This is a genomic window from Microbacterium sp. CGR2 (assembly GCF_003626735.1).
Taxonomy (GTDB): domain Bacteria; phylum Actinomycetota; class Actinomycetes; order Actinomycetales; family Microbacteriaceae; genus Microbacterium.
In genome coordinates this window covers 1,600,112-1,618,147 of sequence record NZ_RBHX01000001.1, presented here as the reverse complement: position 1 = coordinate 1,618,147, position 18,036 = coordinate 1,600,112, and the positions used below count along the sequence as shown (strand labels likewise).

Genomic DNA, 18,036 nt, shown 5'->3' with positions numbered 1-18,036 from the left:
CGGTGAGCGGTCGCGGGTTGTCCCGCGTCCGCCCCAGCGGTCACATCCGCGCGTAGCGGGAGCGCGCGATGCAGAAGAGGCCGTAGATCGCGAACCCCGCACCGACTGCGCCGAGGAGGAATGGCCCGAGCGGAAGCGCGAGCACGCTGCGAAGCGCAGCATCCAGGCCTCCGGCTCGGTCCGGATTGTCCGTGAAGGCGGCGACGACGAACAGGACGCCGGTCACCGACACGGCGATCCCCTTGCCGATGTAGCCGATCACGCCGAACGTGACGATCCCCGCGCGGGCTGCACCCTCGGGAAGATGGAGGAGCTTCTCGAAGCCCTTGGTGAAGCCGCTGACGATGAACCCCACGCCGACGCCGACCACGGCGAGTCCGAAGATCACGAGAAGGACGAACCCGGCGGGAGCGGCGAGCAGGATCGCGCTGAGCGTCTGCGACGCCTTCTCGGATTCGACGCGACCGCCCACCGCGAAGATGAGAGCCAGCGCGGCGATCACCAGATATGCGAGCGAGATTCCGAAGTACTTGATCCGGACGCCCCATTTCCTGGTGTCGGCCGGATCGGTGGTGAGGAACGCGCTGGCGATCTGCCATCCCGCAAGCGCGAGGAGACCGACGGCGATGCCGATGAGAAGCAGTCCTCCGATCGGATTCTGACGGATCTGCTCCATGGCGCCGTCCTGATCCGCGTCACCACCGGCGCCCACCGCAAGCGATACGGCAAGGCAGCCGATGATGACGTGGATCACGCCGACGACGACGAATCCCGCGCGCGCGATCCACTGGAACGCGGAGGAATCCTTCGCTGTGCGCGCGGCGTGTTTGACGGTGCCCATCGATGAAGAATAGCCGTCGACGCGCGCAGTGGCAGCGCTCAGGCCTGTTCGACCGGAAGCCAGAGCTCGCAGGACGCGTGCGTTCCGGTGAACTCCAGGTAACGGAGGATCGACGGCCCCTGCCGCAACCGCCACGGGTTCGACGGGAACCACTCGGTCGCCGTCGCCGCCCACAGGTTCTGCAAGGTCTCCGGGAATGGACCGCTCGAGGCGAAGACGGCCCAGGTGCCCGCATCGAGTGCGATGACATCGAGGTCGCTCGGCACCGAGGCCGTCGACTGCACCGCGACTCCGTGGAGATAGGTGAGCGGGCTTCCCTCCGGCGCGTCCGGCTCGGTGTTCGAGGTGACCGCCAGGATGCCGGCTGGCTCGGCATCGCTGAGGGCCTTCAGGCGTGCGTGCTCCTCCGGTGGCAGAGAGGCGATGTGCTCCTGGATATGCGGGTTCACTCCCTCGTGGATGAGCGGAACCTCGGCCGCGTGGCCGACGAGGTTGAGTGCGGGCAGGTGGGTGATGGTGACGTCCATCGGGATGCTCCCTTCGACGCTCAGGCGGAACCGGAGCGTGGGTTGTGTTCGGAGAGGACCCCCGTCTCGTCGCGCATCGCTCGGGCCGATCCCGTGCACTGCACGGAACGCGCGTCCGAACGCCTCGACCGAGCCGTACCCGTGGCGCACCGCCAGGTCCAGCAGGTTCGCGGCGCCCGCGGCGAGCTCTGCTCCGGCGAGCTCTGCTCCGGCGAGCGTCATCCGACGCCGGCGCACGTACTCCGAGAGTGGCATGTTCGCCAGCGCCGAGAACATCCGTCGCAGGTGATATTCGGTCGTGCCGTGTTCGAATGCGAACCGAGCGACGTCGATCTCACCTGCCGGGTCGGTCTCGACCAGGTCGACGAGAGCGTTGAGCGTACCGATCATGAGGTCCTCCTTTCCCCACCATCGTGTCGTCGAGGCACACGTGCGCACCCGATCATTCTGGTCGGATCCGATCGGGTGCGGCCATTCTTCACCGTGCCCGACCGGGTGTGAACACGTCCCGCGTCGGCGTCACCGACGAGAGTGCGGAGTGCACGGCCGTCGGCGTGGCCCGATCCGCCCCCTGACCCGACGCCTGACCGCGACCGACGTCAGAGCTCGACCGGCACCGCGGGCTCGGCCTCGTCCGCCTCGGGATGGCGTGCGAGATTCACGACGGCGGCGATGAGCCCACCCCAGACGGTGATCATCGCGACGATCATCATGACGATGGCGACGGGGGTCATGACACTGCTCCGTTCTGCGCCGGCTTCTGAATATCGAGGACACCGGTCTCGGGGTCCGGGTCGTAGTGCTCGTCGACCAGGAAGTCGTCGTACTCGGGGTCGTCCTTCGCGTGGGACCGCGTGCTCCACGGGAGCAGCGAGAGCAGGACCGCGAAGACGACGAGCGCGATGACCATTCCCCAGCCGAAGACACCGAGGAACCACCCGGGGTATCCGCCGTAGGGTTCGGAGATCTTGGTGATGAGCTCGGTGACCAGGAGGTAGCCGAGCACGAGAGGAGCCAGAACTCCCACCGCGACCTTCCAGATCAGGCCGACGCGGAAGCTGGAGCGACGGTTTAGGTGCTCCTGCAGCGCTGGCAGTTTGTGCAGCACCCAGGCGACGACGACGACCGCCACGAGAGCGACGGCCATGATCCCGAAGGCGTTGACGAACGCATCAGCGGTGTCGAGCACCGACAATGCGGTGGTCGTCGAGAACAGCGCCATCGAGATGACGGCAAGGGGAATCGAGACGGTGAGAGTGGTGCGGACGCGTCCCCACCCGAGCTTGTCCTGAAGGGCGGCCACGACGACCTCGAGGATCGAGATCAGCGAGGTGATGCCGGCGAAGACCAGCGCGCCGAAGAACAGCACTCCGATGATCGAGCCGCCGACCGCCTGCGAGACGATCGTGGGGAACGCGATGAAGGCGAGACCGATACCCGACGAGGCGACGCCGGCCACTTCCGTGCCCGCCGCCTGCGCCATGAAGCCGAGAGCAGCGAACACCCCGATGCCGGCGAGGATCTCGAAGCCGGAGTTGGCGAAGGCGACGACCAGGCCGGAGCCGGTCAGGTCGGTCTTGCGCTTCAGGTACGACGCGTAGGTGACCATGATGCCGAAGGCGACGGACAGCGAGAAGAAGATGTGTCCGTAGGCGGATGCCCAGACACCCGGATCGGCGAGGGCTTCCCAGTTCGGGGTGAAGAACGCGTTGAGCCCCTCCATCGCGCCGGGGAGGAACAGCGCCTGGACCACCAGCACCGCAAACATCAGCGTGAGCAGAGGCATCAGGATCATATTGGCCTTGCCGATGCCGCGCTTCACGCCCAGCGCCATGATGATGATGACGACCAGCCAGACCCCGATCAACGGGATACCCACCTGCGGGACGAAGGCGGCGGAGACTCCGACCTCGCCCACGTCAGCCGACTGCAGGAAGTCGACGAAGAAGAAGTTCTCCTCGTTGCCCGCACCCCAGGTGAGCTGCGCGGAGAACCACGTGTACATGCCCGCCCAGGCGACGATCACCGCGTAATAGACCGCGATCACGATGCAGATGAGCACCTGCCACCAGCCGAGAGGCTCGGCCGCACGATGGATGCGACGGAACGCGAGCGGTGCCGACCCGCGGAAGCGGTGGCCGATCGCGTAGTCGAAGAAGAGCAGCGGGATTCCGGCTGTCAGCAGTGCGCAGAGGTAAGGGATCAGGAACGCCCCGCCGCCGCCTTCGTACGCGACGTAGGGGAAGCGCCAGATGTTTCCCAGGCCGACCGCAGAACCGATCGCCGAGAGGATGAATACGTTCCGCGACCCGAAAGCCTCGCGTTTCGCGGTCTGAGTCGTTGCGGTGGTCATGCGGTGAGAATACCGGAGTGGCAGTGGATGACGCGAAAAAGGGCCGCTTTGATGCAAGGACCCCGCCCGACAGGTGGCTGGCGGGCGGGGTCCTGCGTGGATGGACGAGTCAGCAGGTGGGAACGACCTCTGACACGTTGCCAGACGTATCGACGGCCTGCAGCGTGACGCACTCGCCCTTCCCTGACCACGACCCATCCCATTCCTGTCCGATCTGGGTCCCCGACGCGTCGTTCACCCGGTAGTGAGCGATACGGGCGCCCTCGGCGGGGATCGATGCGTCCCACGTGACGGTCTCCACGTCCCCGGACTGGGTCGCCACGACGTTCACGGGAGCGGACGGAGGAACTTGTGACAGCTCGCCTCCCTGATTCCAGATGCCGAACGGCTTCGAGAACGAGTCGACGCCCAAGGTCCAGGGTGCGTACTGACGCGAGAAGCTCCACGAAGTGAAGTGCGACACCAGCGGCGTCAAGGCCGTGTGGAAGTCCTGGATGTCGCCGATCGGCTGACTATACCCGTAGGAATCGTAGAGATCCATGTTGGCCCACAATTCCGTGTCGCGGCCGGCTGCATCGATGGCGGCCTGCGTCGCGGTGTACTTCGTCATCAGCGCGCTCTTGATGGCTGACGGGTTACCCGCCCAGGGGCCGCACTCGTTCTGCCAGCAGTCGCCGGTACCGTCCTGAAGCGCAATCACGTCCAGAGGGGCAGCGTCCAGAATACGAGTCCACATCGACGTCCACAGGTCGATTCGCAACTGCTTCCGGTCGGAGTCCTCACGGATGTTGAAGAACGGCGACACCATTGTGCGAGTAGCCGTCGCAGCGGTGCTCGCCACGTCCGTCAGTCCTTTGTAGTAGTCCACGAGAGCCACGTGGGCGTCCCACACCCAGCTGTAACTGCTGAAGACTTCTGTGCTCAGGTACCAGCCCTCCACGACGTCGGAATAGCCTGCATAGCGTTTGTCGAGATCTTCGAGCACCTGTGTCGTGATCACGCCGTTGGCCGGGATGTCGTCCGCGACGACCGGCTCGTCGAACCAATCCTGGTCGGGCAGGTACGTCCCGAGCCACACCTTCATGCCCCGAGCGCGCGCACCCTCGAGAAGCTCGTCGACAACCGACTCCGATCCCTTGGCGTGCGGCACGGGCTTCGTGCCCGGCACCGAGCTGGGGTAATACGCCTGAAGACCGGCATCAGTCTTCTTGACGGCATAGTTCAGGATGACCTCGTCGATGCCGGCCGCGTCGAGGTCATCGAGTTGCTGCGCCCACATGGATGGCGTCCATAGCGCAGCCTGGTCGGCGCCGATCAGTGACGAGGGGATCTTCGCGGGCGTTTCGGTAGCACTTGCTGGCGCCGCCATGCCGACGACAGCAGATGCAGTGAGGACGGTGGCGAGCAGTAGTCGCGTGATATTTCGATGCATTTCCACTCCGAGATTCGATGTTCTGTCTCGCGTCAAAGTACGCAGCCTGCGTCGCACCGATGCCGCTGTCTTCGGTGATTAAGTAGCGTCCGCGCGGAGTTGCGTGGCGGACACCCGGTCCTTGCGTATGCGCCGACGAGGACCGAGTGGCGATGTGCGCGCCGCCACCTGAGAGGATCGGGCATGGCGCATTTCCATCCCGACCTCACGGCAGCGCGATTCATCCCTTCGTTCTCCTTCGGCCCCAGAATCACGGCACTGGCGAACCGCGCACCGGTGAGGCCGGGACAGGGTCCGGACGATCTGATCGTCGAAGACCTGCTCATCCCCGGGCCGATGGATGCTCCGGATATCGACATCCGCGTCTACCGGCCTCGGGACGCCGTCGGGTCTACCCCGGCGCTGCTCTGGGTCCACGGCGGCGGCATGATCACCGGCAATCGGCTTTCGGACGAACGCACCAACGCTGCCTTCGTGCGGTCACTGGGCATCACGGTCGTCTCGGTCGAATACCGCCTCGCGCCCGCCCATCCGGCCCCCGCCGCTGTCGAAGATGTCTATGCGACGTTCCGGTGGCTCGTAGACCATGCCCGCGAACAGCGAATCGACGGGAGTCGCATCGCCCTCGGTGGTGCCAGTGCGGGAGCAGGACTGGCGGCCGCGACCGCGCTGATGGCACTCGATTCCGGCGGCTCGCAACCGGCTTTTCAGCTTCTCATCTATCCGATGCTCGACGATCGGACGGTCGTCCGTGGCGATCATCAGGTGCGCGGTGTCCGTGTCTGGACGAAGGGCAGCAACCGCTACGCCTGGTCTGCGTATCTCGGCCACCCGCCGGGCGGCGAGAACGTTCTCGACTATGCGGCCCCTGCTCGCCGGGCGGACTTGCGCGGACTGCCGCCGGCGTGGATCGGTGTGGGCTCGAACGACCTGTTCCACGATGAGGACGTCCGATACGCCGAGCGGCTCCGCGAAGCCGGCGTGCCCTGCGAACTCGTGGTCGTCGACGGAGCCTTCCACGGCTTCGACATCCTCATGTCGGGCCGCCCGGTTTCCCAGTCCTTCTGGCGGGCGCAGGAGGCCGCGCTCCGCAAAGCCTTCGGAGTCGATTCCCCGGCAGACGCTGCAGCCGGGGACGACACGAGGGAACGTCCCACGCCAGAGTGACCGCGGCGGCGTCGGGATCGACGCCGATCCGGGAGAATGGGCATATGCCCCGGAGCTCCCCCAGGCGACTGCTCGCCTCCGTGCGCAGAATCGTGCACACCGACCCGTCAAGCGTCGCCCCCACGGAGGTCCTCCCCGTCATCGACGAGCGCATGGTGCCCAGGGTTCTCGATCTCTCGACCCGCATCGGCGAGGCGATGTTCGCCGTCGGCGCGTCGGCGCATGAGGTGACGCTCGCGATCACGCGCGTCTGTGACACCTATGGGCTTCGCGGCGTGCAGGTCGATGTCACCTACAACTCGATCACCGTCTCGTTCCACCTCAGCGGCGAGGTGTGGCCCGAGACCCTGCTGCGGGTCGTCCGCGTCACAGCGCCGGACCACGCGAAGCTGCAGCGGGTCCAAGCTCTGGTCGCCGACATCCAAGGCGGGCTCGATCTGGAGACGGCGCGCCTCACCTTCCGCGCGATCCGCCGCGTGCCCTTCCGCTATCAGCAGCCGGTCGTGGTGACCGCTCGCGCCATGCTCGCAGTGGGAGTCAGCATCATGCTCGGGGCGTCGCCGATCATCGTCGGGCTGACCTTCGTCGCCGCCCTCGGCGCCGCACTGACGCAGGCGGGTCTCGCCCGTCTGAGAGTGCCGCTCTTCTTCAGCCAGATCGCCGGAGGCTTCGTCACCACGGCCGTCGCCGTCGCCGTCTCCGCTCTGGGCGCCGCAGGAATCGACGTGTTCGTCGGCATCCGACCCTCGATCATCGTCGCCTCCGGCATCGTGCTCATGCTGGCCGGGCTCACGGTCGTCGGAGCCGCTCAGGATGCGATCGACGGCTTCGCGCTCACCGCCGGCGGGCGCATCCTCGACCTCACGATGCAGACGCTGGGCGTCGTCGTCGGCATCCTGGTCGGACTCGAACTCGGCAGCGTGCTGGGCTTCACCATGGATCTCTCGGCTGAGCCGATCCCCTTCGGGTCTCTGCCCGGCGTGTTCGCCGGAGCGATCATCATCGCGATCGCGGTGGCCGTGTTCAACGGCGCCGGCATCCGGATCATCCTGGTCAGCGCACTTCTGAGCACCATCACCATGGCGGGATATACGGTCGCGACCGCGCTGCAACTGCATCCGGCGGCCGCGAGCGCGATCGGCGCACTGCTCGCAAGCTTCGTCGGCGTATTGATCGCCTACCACCTGCATGTTCCGTCGGTGGCGGTGACGACCGCTGCGATCGTGCCGCTCGTGCCGGGCGTCGCCGTGTTCCAGGGGCTGCTCGAGATGATCAACAACGATGGTTCGACGAGCGACATGCTCACGGGGAGCACCTCGTTGATCTTGGCCGCCGTGGTCGGAATCGCCCTCGCGTCGGGCGCTTCGCTGGGCCTTTACCTCGGCACCCCGGTGCGGTCGACGCTCGAAAGCGTGACGAAGACGCGGGCCCGCGTTCGGCGGTGACGGCGCAGACGACCGCCCCTGCCGTCAGCCCTGGTCGAGTGCGGCCAGCTCCTCGGAGGTCAGCTCGAGGTCGGCGGCGGCGGCGGAGTCGCGAATCGACTGCGGCCGCTTGGCTCCGGGGATCGGGATGACCACCGGCGACTGGGCGAGTTCCCAGGCCAGCGCGACCTGCTGGGCGCTCACGCCGCGCGCCTCGGCCACCTGTTGGAAGGCCGGGTGGTGGGTGGCCAGCTCCTTGGCATCCGACAGCCCGCCGAGCGGGCTCCACGGCAGGAACGCCACGTTCAGTTCGGTGCAGACGTCGATCTCGGGTCGGCTGCTGCGGAACTTCGGGCTGAACTGATTCTGCACGCTGACCAGGCTGTCGCCCAGGGCCTCGTGCGCCGCCCGGATCTGACCGGGGTCGGCGTTGGACAGCCCGATCATCCGCACTTTGCCACTGGCCGCGATCTCGGTCAGCGCGCCGATCGTCTCGGCGTAGTCGACCTTGGGGTCGGGGCGGTGGTGCTGCCACAACGCGATCTGCTCCACCCCGAGCCGCGACAGGCTGGCGTCGACCGCCCGACGCAGGTACTCGGGCCGTCCGTCGAGGTCCCAGCCGCCGCCCTCCGTGCGGAAGGCACCGCCCTTCGTGGCGAGGAATATGCGGTCGCGGACGCCCAGCTCGTCGAGGATCGAGGCGATGAGCTTCTCGTTCTCGCCCTGGGCATCAGCGCCCAGCTCCTCGCCGGGCCCATAAGCGTCGGCAGTGTCGAAGAAAGTGACGCCGGCGTCGAGCGCGGCGCGGACGGTGTCGAGCAGCTGCTCGCGGGGCTGGTGGCCGGTCTGGTCGAAGGTCATCAGGCCGAGCCCGACCGCCCCGACCTCGACGCGGCCGACGGTGGCATTGCCGAGTGCACGTGTCTTCATGGGTCGATCCTACGGGCGGCCCCGCGGAGGGGCTCCACCTCATCGCGGCTGTGACCGATGTAGATGGTGCCGAGTATGCACGCTCTGCGCGTCAGGCCCGATGGCGGTCAGCCCGAGGTGCGTCGAATCCGCCGCCGTCGCAGGACAGGGAGCGCCGCCGCTGCGATGACACTTCCTCCGGGCCCGGTCTTCGACCACCGAGATGTTCACAGGGAGTCCTTTCAATCGCTGAGCGACGCCGGACATGAAGGTGGCCGAACTGCTGAGTCCCAGCGAGCTGGCCGACGGTTCATGTCGAGGTGCGCCGAGTTGTCAAAAGGGTTGCCAGGACCCGCGCGGGCTGAGCCGTGCCGGGGGCTTGACGTGAGCCCGAGAAACCTGACAACGCAAGTGCCCACGAGCACTCGCCCGTCCCGCGCACAGCGGGACCGACAGCTTCCGGGGCGCCCAGTCGGAACGCGGCAGTCACACCGGATGAGCCTCACGCTCCCGGGACCAAAAAATCCCCGCCGAAGCGGGGACTTTCACTGCGGAGACGAGGGGATTTGAAACCTAGCGTCGCTCGGCCGCCTCGTGCCGACTGCCGAAAAGACGCGGATGCGGAGCCAGTTTGGACGCATCTCGGGACGTTGATCACTGTTCACTTGATGGCAGAAACGTGGCGGGCGATCTACTCCCCCGTTAGACCAACTCAGTGCGGGCCTGGCCTCCGCCCCTCGGCGCGGCGTCTCTGAGCCGCCAGCGCTCGCGGTGGCTGCGCCCATGCATCCGGTGCGAAGACGCGTTTTTGCTCCTCAAGCGAAGTCTCTGTCGCGGCGAACCGCTCTCCTAGCATCGCGGACTCGAGGATGTTGAAGGCGCCGATGCCAAGAAACAAGGCAACTCTGTCCAGCTCTGCGACTGAAAATGCGTACGCACCACTCAATCGGCCAGCCACGGTCGGCCGGCTGACGCCGAGCACCTCCGTGAGATCAGCGGGATGCTTGTTCGCCCGGGCCAGTTCTGCACGCACCGCCGCGGCAACAGCGCCCTGACTGAATGAGGCGAAGACTGGCACAGAGGGCGGCATAGAACGAAGCTCTTCCCGAAGTACCTTTCGGATCGTCGCATCGAGTGTGTCTTCTCTGATGTGCATGAGCGATCTCCCCTCAGTTGGTAGAGAGCACGATACTCAGAAATCGTGTCAGCATGTACAGACATCAAGGGGTACTCTCGGCCCATGCCGATTGGTGGCGAGCTTGGGATTCAGACCGGTGAGTATTGGGCGTTCAGGCCGGGGACAGCGCTACCTCTACAAAGGGCTCTGATCCTGAATCCGGGCCTGCACTACGAGGCAAGCATCCGCATCCGACTCATCGACGACCCGGCCGTGGTGGAACTTTGGACAACGCGAGCCAAGCTGCCGTGCAAGTGGGTGGACCTCGAGGAGTACCTGCGATCCCATCCGGATGTTCCTCGCGGCTACCCACAGACTCCGGAGCCGCCTGCACAACCAGACCCCGGAGCGGTCAGGCTGGCCTTCACAGCGAACGAGCTGCGGTCCATCGTCCACGACGAGGTGATTCACGCGCTCGGCTCACGGAAGGTCGCTTACACTCTCAAGGAAGCCGCTATAGCTACAGGCGTGAGCGTGAGCATGATCCAGGCGGCGGTCAAGATGAATCGACTCGTTGCCCACTACGCCGGGACAAAGCCGCTGTTCACTCCAGATGCGCTTCGAGCATGGGTTGACTCGCTTCCCGACGAGCCGTGGAAGATCACATACCGGTAGGCATCCGATCCCATGGCCGGAGAAGACGGGTCGGCGTGGCTGTGAATGATCGGCTGAGATGCCGCAAAAACAAAGACGTCCCCGCTTGCGGCGGGGACGTCGGGCCTGGCTGTACAGGTCAACCAGGTGTGGTATGTCCAATCTTAGGCTCTCACCTAGTGGCTGGCTACCACTCGGAATCCCGGGCGTGTCGCGGTGCGTGCCGTACGATGACCAGATGAGTCAGCCGGTCCCGATGAAGCCCAAGGAGAGATTGATCGTCTATGTCGACGGGTTCAATCTTTACCACGGGATGCATCAAGAGTTCGGGCGCTCAACGCTGTGGCTGGATCTGGTTGCCCTAGCCCAGAGCTTTCGACCCCAGCAGCGACTGGTTGCGGTGAAGTACTTCAGTGCCCCCGTCCTGGACGATCCCCGTGCTCAGAGCCGACAGGCGCACTACGTGGAGGCTCTGGCGGCGCTTTACCCCAACCAGTTCTCTGCCATCATGGGCCGATATCAGAAGAAGAACATAGTCTGCTTCAAGTGCGGGAATTCCCATGTGCACTACGAAGAGAAAGAGACCGACGTCAATATCGCGGTCACGCTCGTGGCCGACGCCGCGCTCCACAGCATGGATTCCGCCATCATCGTCAGCGCTGACAGTGATCTGGTGCCAGCAGTGAAGGCGGTGGGATCGATCGGTGCCCATCTTTTCGTCGCCGCAGCCTTTCCGCCGAACCGGGTCTCTCAACATCTCAAGACCCTAATGCCGGCTTCCTTCCACATAGACCGAAGGCGCATCAAGAAGCTGCAACTCCCGACGTCATTCACCGCCGATGGGAAGAACTTCAACAGACCTGCCCGCTGGGCTTAGGTCTCACTCGTACGTGCGGTGCAGATGCCAGCCGTCCGCGCCCTTGTAGACGTCGAACACGAGTGACAGCCCCTCGTCATCCGTCCCTTGGAATCGCCAGCCGTAGAGGCCCGTGTGAGCCTCCTCGAGTGGCACCGTCCAGGTCGAGTGGCGCAGTCGCGTTGGGGTGTCTGTGACGCGCCATCGTCGGCCGGCGTAGATCATCCGTGTGGGGATGTCGTTGACCATCCATAGTGTTGCCGTGGGTGCGACGGTTGGCGTACTCATGAGTACGAGGATAGAACATATGTTCGAATATTGCTATTCTCGATCTGTGGCCGGAGAATGATGATCCGCGCTGGCGACCACGCCGAGGCACATGGGAATCTGTCTCGCGCGGACGCCCTGCGCCGTCGGGCAATCCAAGCACTACGCGAGGAAGGATACCCACCGGGGGCAATGGCCACCGCGCTCGGTATCAACCTCCGAGACATTCAAAAGCTTGCTGGGCAACACCCGGCCCCGGGCACTATGCATCGATCCGCTGACTGGAGCGACTAATGGATCTCACCGACACGACCTGGAACAAGAGTGCGGTCACCGAGCAGCTCGACGATCTGCTCGGTGGTGACTGGAACCGCGACGGCAACACGTTCGAATACGCAAGCCTGACCGCCCAACGCGTTCTCATCGTCGTCGACCACGCCGTCACGATCCACGAGCGCGGCATCAACGATGAGTATTTCGTCACAGTGAATTTCGCTGGTCGCGACGCAGCTCATCGCGCCGCCGTCCACGCAGCCGAAATCACGCGCGCCACCCTTCCGAGATAGGACCTCCCACCGAGGAGTCCCCTGGTATCGCTCGGTGGGAGATCAGAACGCGGTTCGGACGTTCCCCAGTTCACTCACCGCGGCTCTGCGAGCAGAGTACGCCGCTACACGATTGGCGTCTAGGTCGACTTTGGGCCACAAGATCGCGGGTGCGCGCTGATTCTCCGGCTGCTAGGCGCCCGGCGGAGTCTTGAGCACCTCGTCGAGAGGATCAGCGAGTGGTCATTCCCTCCCGCTGCAATCCTGTCCGCGCGGCGAGAGAGCTGATCAGCAAGGAGACAGTTGAACGCGGGATCTGCGCCCGACGATGCTAGGCGTCGGAACCTCTCGGTGGTATCTCGAAGTACCCGGAGCTTAAACTCGAGTGGGTCGTTGGGTTGCATGGCACTCGTCGGAAGAGGCGCGGGCAGTTGCGCCACGAACCGGGGGCAACAAGCAGAAAGCGAGGAGACCCCCACCCGACCCGAAGTCTAGATGGGGGCCTCCGGCCGGTGCTACGTTCGTCAGTTGTGACGGTTGGCGCGGTCGTCGCTGTCGTACCGCTCGCGGCTGCCCGACTTGGCGAGACCACGGCTGACCATGTAACCGACCGTGAGGATAGTGGCGTACCACCAGACCTGCGACGCGCCGAATCCCTGGCCGTCTTCACCGTTGTCAACGACTGCGGAAGCGATGAACATTGCGACGAGGATGACGACGTAAGCGATGAATTCGGTGGTCTTGAACGCAGCCTTGGTCTCAGTCGTGAGACGAGAGACGCGCCCGTTCGTGTTGGGGTTCGTCATGATGATTCCTTGCTGTGGTGGTGGGCATCGGCGCGACTGCGGCCGAACTCCTCGAGACAACCAGTCCGACCACATTCGAGTAACCCCCTTGCTTTCTGGGGGTAGCAGCAGAAGTCATACCGTTCCCGAGGAATCTAAGGAAGGATGAGGCTGTGCGAAAGGTGAGATGGAGTGGCCGACAGGGTGTCGCGCGTTCGCTGTCACCCTGGGTCTGGGTTGGCGCAGCAGTTGTCGTTACGCTCTTGGCCGCGCTGGGAAGAGTTGTGCTCGTGAAGCTTCTCAGCAAGCTCCTGCTCGAATCGCTGCCCGGACGCCGCATGCCTCAAGTATCTGAGCCATCGGCGACCAAGAACGGCCTGTGATGCAGGTTTCAGTGCCGCGGGTACGCACGTGCCGAGTATGAGCGAACCCGGGATGCAGTCGCCAGGCCCAAAAGGTTGAGGCAGTCTACGTAGCCTCGTCTGCGGGAGTCTCGAGCATTTCGTCGATGAGTTGTATGCCACCCGTGGAACTGGCCGAGTGCATGAGGTCTTCGATCCATTTCACGTTGAGTTGCGGGGTTTCGGGTTCTTCGAAGGTAAACCGCAGGGGGATGGATGGGTGAAGCCAGATGGTGGATCGGCCGTCGGGATCGTCGTCGTGGTGGACCCAGGAAAGGGTGAAGCTTTCGTTGCGGCGCAGTTTTGTCGCGATCACGACCTTGAGGTGCGCGAGGGCGCGATCGTCGATATGGATCGCGTCGCCTGTGCCGCCGTACTGAATGGTTCCCATATTCTGAACCCTAGCTGGAACATCGCCCCCAGGCCGCCTCGGTTGGTCTCGAGCCGTCTCATGACACTTGGCGCGGAGAGGTTGCGATGACGCTCTAGAAGTCGAACATGCCGCCGTACGGAGTCTCGAGGTCGCCGTCATCCCTCTCGTCGAACTGCACCGTGTCAATTGACAGGACGATGCTGGTGTGGGCCGAGACGAGAACGCTGACTTCTCGATTGCCGACCACGGAGAAGTCCACGAACGCGCCGGTGCTTAGCGCGGCTTCGAAGCTCCGCTTCAGCGCGTCCAAATCTTGGCCTTGAGAGAGCAAGAACGGTACGCCGTCGACCACCACCTGCGTGCGAATCATCGTCTGCATTGAAGTCATCGCCTCACGGTACGAGGCCGACGATCGCCCAGAAACGGGGTTGCGTTCACTGAGCGAAAGCCGTAGGGGTTGCACGATACAGACCGCCCGAGGCGATGGGTCCGGGGCCGCGGTGCCGCTCCGGACCCATCGTCGCTAGCGGGGTCCGGGCCAGCCTGGCTACTCTACGCGCGACACTGCGCGAACGAAGCGCGACCTGCAGACGCCGGGCTCAAACTCGAATGGGTCGCCGTTTGTCGCCATCCACCGAGCAAGACCCCAGCGCCGGCTCGGTGGACGGCTCAGATCGCGACCGGACTGGTCCCCAGCTTCAGCCCTTTGCCACGGCTCTGCGAGCAGGCTACGCCGGTCTGCTTTGGGAATCCAGGCTTCACCCGCGCCAGGCATCTCTTCACGCGGGTGTTTCGAAAAAGCGGAGCGCGGCGGCCCGCAGTCGCATCCCTTCTCGCCACCACGGGCCACCGACCTGCAGAGTCCCATCGCGGCTCTCCCCAGATCGCCGCACGGGCTGCAACCGATCACGGTAGCTAGGACAGAGGCGATTGCTAGGGGGTTGACAGGTATCAAGGCTTCAGAGATAGCTTGAGCGTGATCGCACGTGACAGCGGTCTATAAGCCGGTGGAGTCCCCAGCGAAGCCGGCAGGTGGTCCCGCAGGTTCCCCAGACTTGTCGGGATCACCCCCGGGGACCGGAATGCACGCGGCCCACAACGCGCCACCACGAGACCCCCGTGCGCCTCCGGATAGCTCTAGCGGGGGCTTCACGTCGCCGTGACACGCAACAGGGGCCGCTGGAGTCCCTACGGAATGGGCGCTCGAAGTTGATTGGGCGCTAGCTGAGTTGGTCGAGGATCAATTCACCGCGAGAGTTCACGTGTTCCATCATCCGTCCGATGCGCTCCGGCTCGATCGAGTGCAGTTTCGGGTCGTTGAACGCGAAGATCAGCGGAATGCTCGGGTGCATCCAGATGGTGAGCCGTCCAGCCGGATTCTTCTCATCGGGAAGCCACGTCATCATGAAACTCTCCTGGCGGCGAAGCTTCGTACCGATCACGATCTTCAGATGCGCCAGCGTGGCGTCGTCGACCTCGATCGGCGGCCGAGAGCTGTTGTACTCGAGAGTTCCCATGAGTAGAACAGTACGCGCCAAGAGAGGGATACTTCATCGGGGAACATGGGACACTGGCGATTGCACCGGCGGTCGTTACGATCGCCTCTCGAGGCAAGTGCGGGCGGACAAGGGGGAACGCGGATGGGCAAGTTCATCTACGAGGACGGCGTGAAGACCGAGATCGAAGACCGCGCTCTCTCGCACCTTCAGTTCGTCATCACGGCCAAGCTGCGTCGTGGTGAGCCCTTCCCGTTCAGCTGGCGCGAAGACGCCAGCGTCGGCGGTGGGCGCACCACTGTCTGGCTGCAGCCGGGCAGTTCACTGGTCTTCAAATACTTCGGCGGCCGACAGCCATCAATCAATCGCCAGTGGATCGAAGCGCTGGCGTTCACCGCCAACTCCCCCAGTGGGCTCTACCTGGTGCCCGAGCCCCCCGAAGGTGCACCGGTGGCACCTCTCGAGAACACAGACTCCGCATAGTGGCCGCGAGCGGTGCGCTGGATGGCGCGATGATCCGGGCCAACTATCGGTGCTTGGTGATCATCGATAACGAGACAGACACCGCGAAGGTTCGCATCGGTAGCTTTGGCAAATAGGCCCGAAGGCACTGGGCGGGCAGTCTCTCAACATATCGATTTGCGGCGGCGGTGTCTGTAGGCCAAAAAGGGGACAGCGGTCAGCCGTGCGAAGCCTCTACCTTCGATCTGACGGGCTAGTGAAGCCCACGAAAGGTACTCAGATGAAGAAGCGATCCACAGCCCTCGCAGCTATCGTCCTCCTCCTCGCCGGGGTCTTTACTGCTCAGCCTGCCAGTGCCGCCCCTACAGGCAACTGGCAGCCGTACCCGGGTGGGTTCAGTATGCCTTCGAACTGGACTTGCGGTCCCACACTAAACGGGCCAAAAGTATCCGCTCAGGCGTGCGTCGTGCGAAGTGGAGAATACGTGCAGGCCGCGACAATCGTACGAAACCGGACCTCATCGTCCGTGATCACCGCGGTGGACCAAGGCCTCTGGAATACAGCCAATACCGAAAAGACATACGGAACGTGTTCCGCTTCGGGAATCGCCGCGAGCAGCGTATCTGTATGCTTCACAGCCACGGTTAGCAGTCGGTACTTGAAGGTGACCAACGCGTCAGTCGTCAGAGAATCCACGAGTAGTGCGCTCTTGCCCGGCAGCCCTTTCGCCTAGGCGCTGACGACTGAGCACGGTGATGAAAGACCCCCACCCGGCCCGAAGGCTAGGCGGGGGTCTTTCAATCTAGTGAGGTGTGGGCAGCAACCCCCTCCGCGTCGCGCACGACGCTACACAGCTTTCCGCGTTATCGCGCCTTCGGTAAGCCACACGCCATCGAGCGTGACGCCAGGACCGCCTGCCGCAGCGCCTGTGGAGTAGTCCCCGTACACGCGGACCTGCAATTGCGTCGCCGTGTCGGCGATCCGCATCGTCAGAGCCCGCCACACGAAACCGCCGAACGTCCACGGGTCGCCCAGGCTGATGATGCCGCCGCCGCTGACACCCTGCACACCGTCGATGAGGTGGACGATACCCGCATTCTGATTCGGGGCCGACGCGTTGTTACGCACCCGAGCAAGAAGCGTCACGTGCCGTCCACGCCACGGAACGATCTGAGTGGCGTTGAGGAACGTTTGGAAGATGAACGCCTGACCGCCACCAGTCGGCGTCATCAGCAACCCATACCCGCGCTTAGCGTTCTCGTAGTTCGTCGTGTCCTTCGCGAATGTGAGACGGCTCGAACTCCACGAACCGGGCGCGAACGTCGTTGCGTCGAGTGTTGCGAAGTCGCCGTTGGCAATCAGGTTCACCGCGGGAGGGTCAGTAAAAACTGACGCTGGCGAAGTGACCGGGTTGGATGGTGTGTCCGTGTAGATCGACCGGAGGATCACCTGTGCTTGCAGGTCTCCGCCGGCCGAGTTCGGGTGAAGCAGATCAGGCTCGTACAGTGATGCCGGAGTTCCGGCGTCGATGTAAGCCTGTGTCGTGTCAGCGAACCCGTACCCACGCATCGCCGCGACGCCCTTGATGATGATTGACTTGTCGGCCATCAGAGCCACCGCATTCTGCGGCGGATTCTGACCGATGCACACGATCCCAGCCTGCGGGCTGTTCCGGCGAACGTCCTCAGCCATGGCCATGTAGCGGGCCTGGAAGCCCAGTGCAGTGTTCTGCGGCGTCCAAGCCGGCGATCCTTCATTGTGGCCGTCGTTCAGAAACACCAAGTCCGGGTTTTTCGACACATACATAGGCACCGCGTCAGGCGCCTGGTGAGTGTACGTGCTCCCACCGGACACTGATGCGTTCCAGAAGAACAGGGTGCGACCGTTCGTCCCAACGTTCAACACTTCGGCGGCATCGTAAGACCGTGTGGTGTTGTTCCACCGCGAGTATGCGACCGTCCAAGCAGGGAACAGGGTAACGAGGAGGAGTGCGAGCTTACGAGGCCACCGGTACGGCGCATCGCCTGTCGAGTCACCCAGCGCCACGATCACAGCGTCAGCGGTCACCTGCCGCATCTTCGTAAATAGGCGTTCCGCCGCGGCACCGCCCAGAGGGTCCGCGCGCCGGGACGCTGCCGAATCCGCAAGAATGCGAACCGCGATCCCCGTTTCCGTATCGGTAGCGGCTACCATCGTGCCCACTGCTTCATCGGTCGGCACGGCGTTGAGGCCGGAGAGGCCGCGCGGCACATCTACTTCGATCTGCCGGTTTTGGTCTGCACCTGTCATGCGAGCGGCGGCAGGCTGATCGGCGGGCACCGTGTTTGCGGTGAATGATGTGATCCGTGCGGCGGGTCCACGCAGGTTAGTGATTGTTACATAGTCAGCAGCCATGGGCTTGCTCCTTCTCTCGTGGTTGATGTGTAG

General features: G+C 64.3%; 19 protein-coding genes. 6 read left to right on the top strand and 13 right to left on the bottom strand.

The window, feature by feature from the left end; all coding sequences use genetic code 11:
• Positions 1 to 40: 40 nt before the first annotated feature.
• From D7252_RS08070 to D7252_RS08050, 5 genes are all read right to left on the bottom strand, one after another.
• A complete protein-coding gene (locus D7252_RS08070) occupies positions 41 to 841 on the bottom strand; it encodes a DUF1206 domain-containing protein (RefSeq protein ID WP_120774913.1) in 801 nt (266 codons plus the stop codon).
• Positions 842 to 879: 38 nt separating this feature from the next.
• Positions 880 to 1,758 carry an AraC family transcriptional regulator gene (locus tag D7252_RS08065; protein WP_120774912.1) on the bottom strand — a complete coding sequence of 293 codons (879 nt, stop codon included), beginning with the start codon at positions 1,756 to 1,758 and terminating at the stop codon, positions 880 to 882.
• A gap of 209 nt (positions 1,759 to 1,967) precedes the next feature.
• The gene (locus D7252_RS08060; RefSeq protein ID WP_120774911.1) at positions 1,968 to 2,102 is read right to left on the bottom strand and encodes a methionine/alanine import family NSS transporter small subunit; all 135 of its coding nucleotides are present in this window, start codon (positions 2,100 to 2,102) and stop codon (positions 1,968 to 1,970) included.
• Positions 2,099 to 3,721, bottom strand: a complete 1,623-nt coding sequence (locus D7252_RS08055) for a sodium-dependent transporter (protein WP_120774910.1) — start codon at positions 3,719 to 3,721, stop codon at positions 2,099 to 2,101. Before D7252_RS08055 ends, D7252_RS08060 begins: the two co-directional genes overlap by 4 nt.
• Before the next feature lie 109 nt (positions 3,722 to 3,830).
• Complete coding sequence (locus D7252_RS08050; protein ID WP_120774909.1) at positions 3,831 to 5,153, bottom strand: DUF4434 domain-containing protein; 1,323 nt, start codon at positions 5,151 to 5,153, stop codon at positions 3,831 to 3,833.
• Between the two features lie 183 nt (positions 5,154 to 5,336).
• Here D7252_RS08050 and D7252_RS08045 point away from each other — a divergent pair, with 183 nt between their 5' ends.
• Together D7252_RS08045 and D7252_RS08040 are read left to right on the top strand one after the other, a co-directional pair.
• Positions 5,337 to 6,320: an alpha/beta hydrolase gene (locus D7252_RS08045; protein WP_120774908.1), complete on the top strand. Its 984-nt coding sequence runs from the start codon at positions 5,337 to 5,339 to the stop codon at positions 6,318 to 6,320.
• A gap of 44 nt (positions 6,321 to 6,364) precedes the next feature.
• Complete coding sequence (locus tag D7252_RS08040) at positions 6,365 to 7,765, top strand: threonine/serine exporter ThrE family protein (RefSeq protein WP_120774907.1); 1,401 nt, start codon at positions 6,365 to 6,367, stop codon at positions 7,763 to 7,765.
• Between the two features lie 24 nt (positions 7,766 to 7,789).
• On the opposite strand, the gene D7252_RS08035 is transcribed toward D7252_RS08040, so the two are convergent.
• Both D7252_RS08035 and D7252_RS08030 read right to left on the bottom strand, forming a co-directional pair.
• Entirely contained in the window at positions 7,790 to 8,674 is an 885-nt protein-coding gene (locus tag D7252_RS08035) for an aldo/keto reductase (protein ID WP_120774906.1), read from the bottom strand.
• A 691-nt stretch (positions 8,675 to 9,365) separates the two neighbouring features.
• Positions 9,366 to 9,809, bottom strand: coding sequence for a hypothetical protein (locus D7252_RS08030; RefSeq protein ID WP_120774905.1), 444 nt, complete (start codon positions 9,807 to 9,809; stop codon positions 9,366 to 9,368).
• Positions 9,810 to 9,893: 84 nt separating this feature from the next.
• Between D7252_RS08030 and D7252_RS08025 the strand changes: the two genes are divergently transcribed.
• Both D7252_RS08025 and D7252_RS08020 read left to right on the top strand, forming a co-directional pair.
• Complete coding sequence (locus D7252_RS08025) at positions 9,894 to 10,445, top strand: hypothetical protein (protein WP_147406711.1); 552 nt, start codon at positions 9,894 to 9,896, stop codon at positions 10,443 to 10,445.
• 217 nt (positions 10,446 to 10,662) lie between these two features.
• Positions 10,663 to 11,301 carry an NYN domain-containing protein gene (locus tag D7252_RS08020; protein ID WP_120774903.1) on the top strand — a complete coding sequence of 213 codons (639 nt, stop codon included), beginning with the start codon at positions 10,663 to 10,665 and terminating at the stop codon, positions 11,299 to 11,301.
• A 3-nt stretch (positions 11,302 to 11,304) separates the two neighbouring features.
• On the opposite strand, the gene D7252_RS08015 is transcribed toward D7252_RS08020, so the two are convergent.
• On the bottom strand, positions 11,305 to 11,568 hold the full coding sequence (locus tag D7252_RS08015) for a hypothetical protein (RefSeq protein WP_120774902.1): 264 nt from the start codon (positions 11,566 to 11,568) through the stop codon (positions 11,305 to 11,307).
• 272 nt (positions 11,569 to 11,840) lie between these two features.
• Between D7252_RS08015 and D7252_RS08010 the strand changes: the two genes are divergently transcribed.
• Complete coding sequence (locus D7252_RS08010; RefSeq protein ID WP_120774901.1) at positions 11,841 to 12,113, top strand: hypothetical protein; 273 nt, start codon at positions 11,841 to 11,843, stop codon at positions 12,111 to 12,113.
• Between the two features lie 503 nt (positions 12,114 to 12,616).
• Here the strand turns inward: D7252_RS08010 and D7252_RS08005 are convergent.
• The 4 genes from D7252_RS08005 to D7252_RS07990 form a co-directional block, all read right to left on the bottom strand.
• Positions 12,617 to 12,898, bottom strand: a complete 282-nt coding sequence (locus D7252_RS08005) for a hypothetical protein (RefSeq protein ID WP_120774900.1) — start codon at positions 12,896 to 12,898, stop codon at positions 12,617 to 12,619.
• A gap of 447 nt (positions 12,899 to 13,345) precedes the next feature.
• Positions 13,346 to 13,669, bottom strand: coding sequence for a hypothetical protein (locus D7252_RS08000; RefSeq protein WP_120774899.1), 324 nt, complete (start codon positions 13,667 to 13,669; stop codon positions 13,346 to 13,348).
• A gap of 94 nt (positions 13,670 to 13,763) precedes the next feature.
• Positions 13,764 to 14,039 carry a hypothetical protein gene (locus D7252_RS07995; RefSeq protein WP_251050667.1) on the bottom strand — a complete coding sequence of 92 codons (276 nt, stop codon included), beginning with the start codon at positions 14,037 to 14,039 and terminating at the stop codon, positions 13,764 to 13,766.
• A gap of 832 nt (positions 14,040 to 14,871) precedes the next feature.
• Positions 14,872 to 15,168: a hypothetical protein gene (locus tag D7252_RS07990; RefSeq protein ID WP_120774897.1), complete on the bottom strand. Its 297-nt coding sequence runs from the start codon at positions 15,166 to 15,168 to the stop codon at positions 14,872 to 14,874.
• Between the two features lie 123 nt (positions 15,169 to 15,291).
• Between D7252_RS07990 and D7252_RS07985 the strand changes: the two genes are divergently transcribed.
• Positions 15,292 to 15,630, top strand: a complete 339-nt coding sequence (locus D7252_RS07985) for an ATP-dependent DNA ligase (protein WP_120774896.1) — start codon at positions 15,292 to 15,294, stop codon at positions 15,628 to 15,630.
• A gap of 825 nt (positions 15,631 to 16,455) precedes the next feature.
• On the opposite strand, the gene D7252_RS07975 is transcribed toward D7252_RS07985, so the two are convergent.
• Positions 16,456 to 18,003 carry an SGNH/GDSL hydrolase family protein gene (locus D7252_RS07975; RefSeq protein WP_120774894.1) on the bottom strand — a complete coding sequence of 516 codons (1,548 nt, stop codon included), beginning with the start codon at positions 18,001 to 18,003 and terminating at the stop codon, positions 16,456 to 16,458.
• Between the last annotated feature and the right edge of the window lie 33 nt (positions 18,004 to 18,036).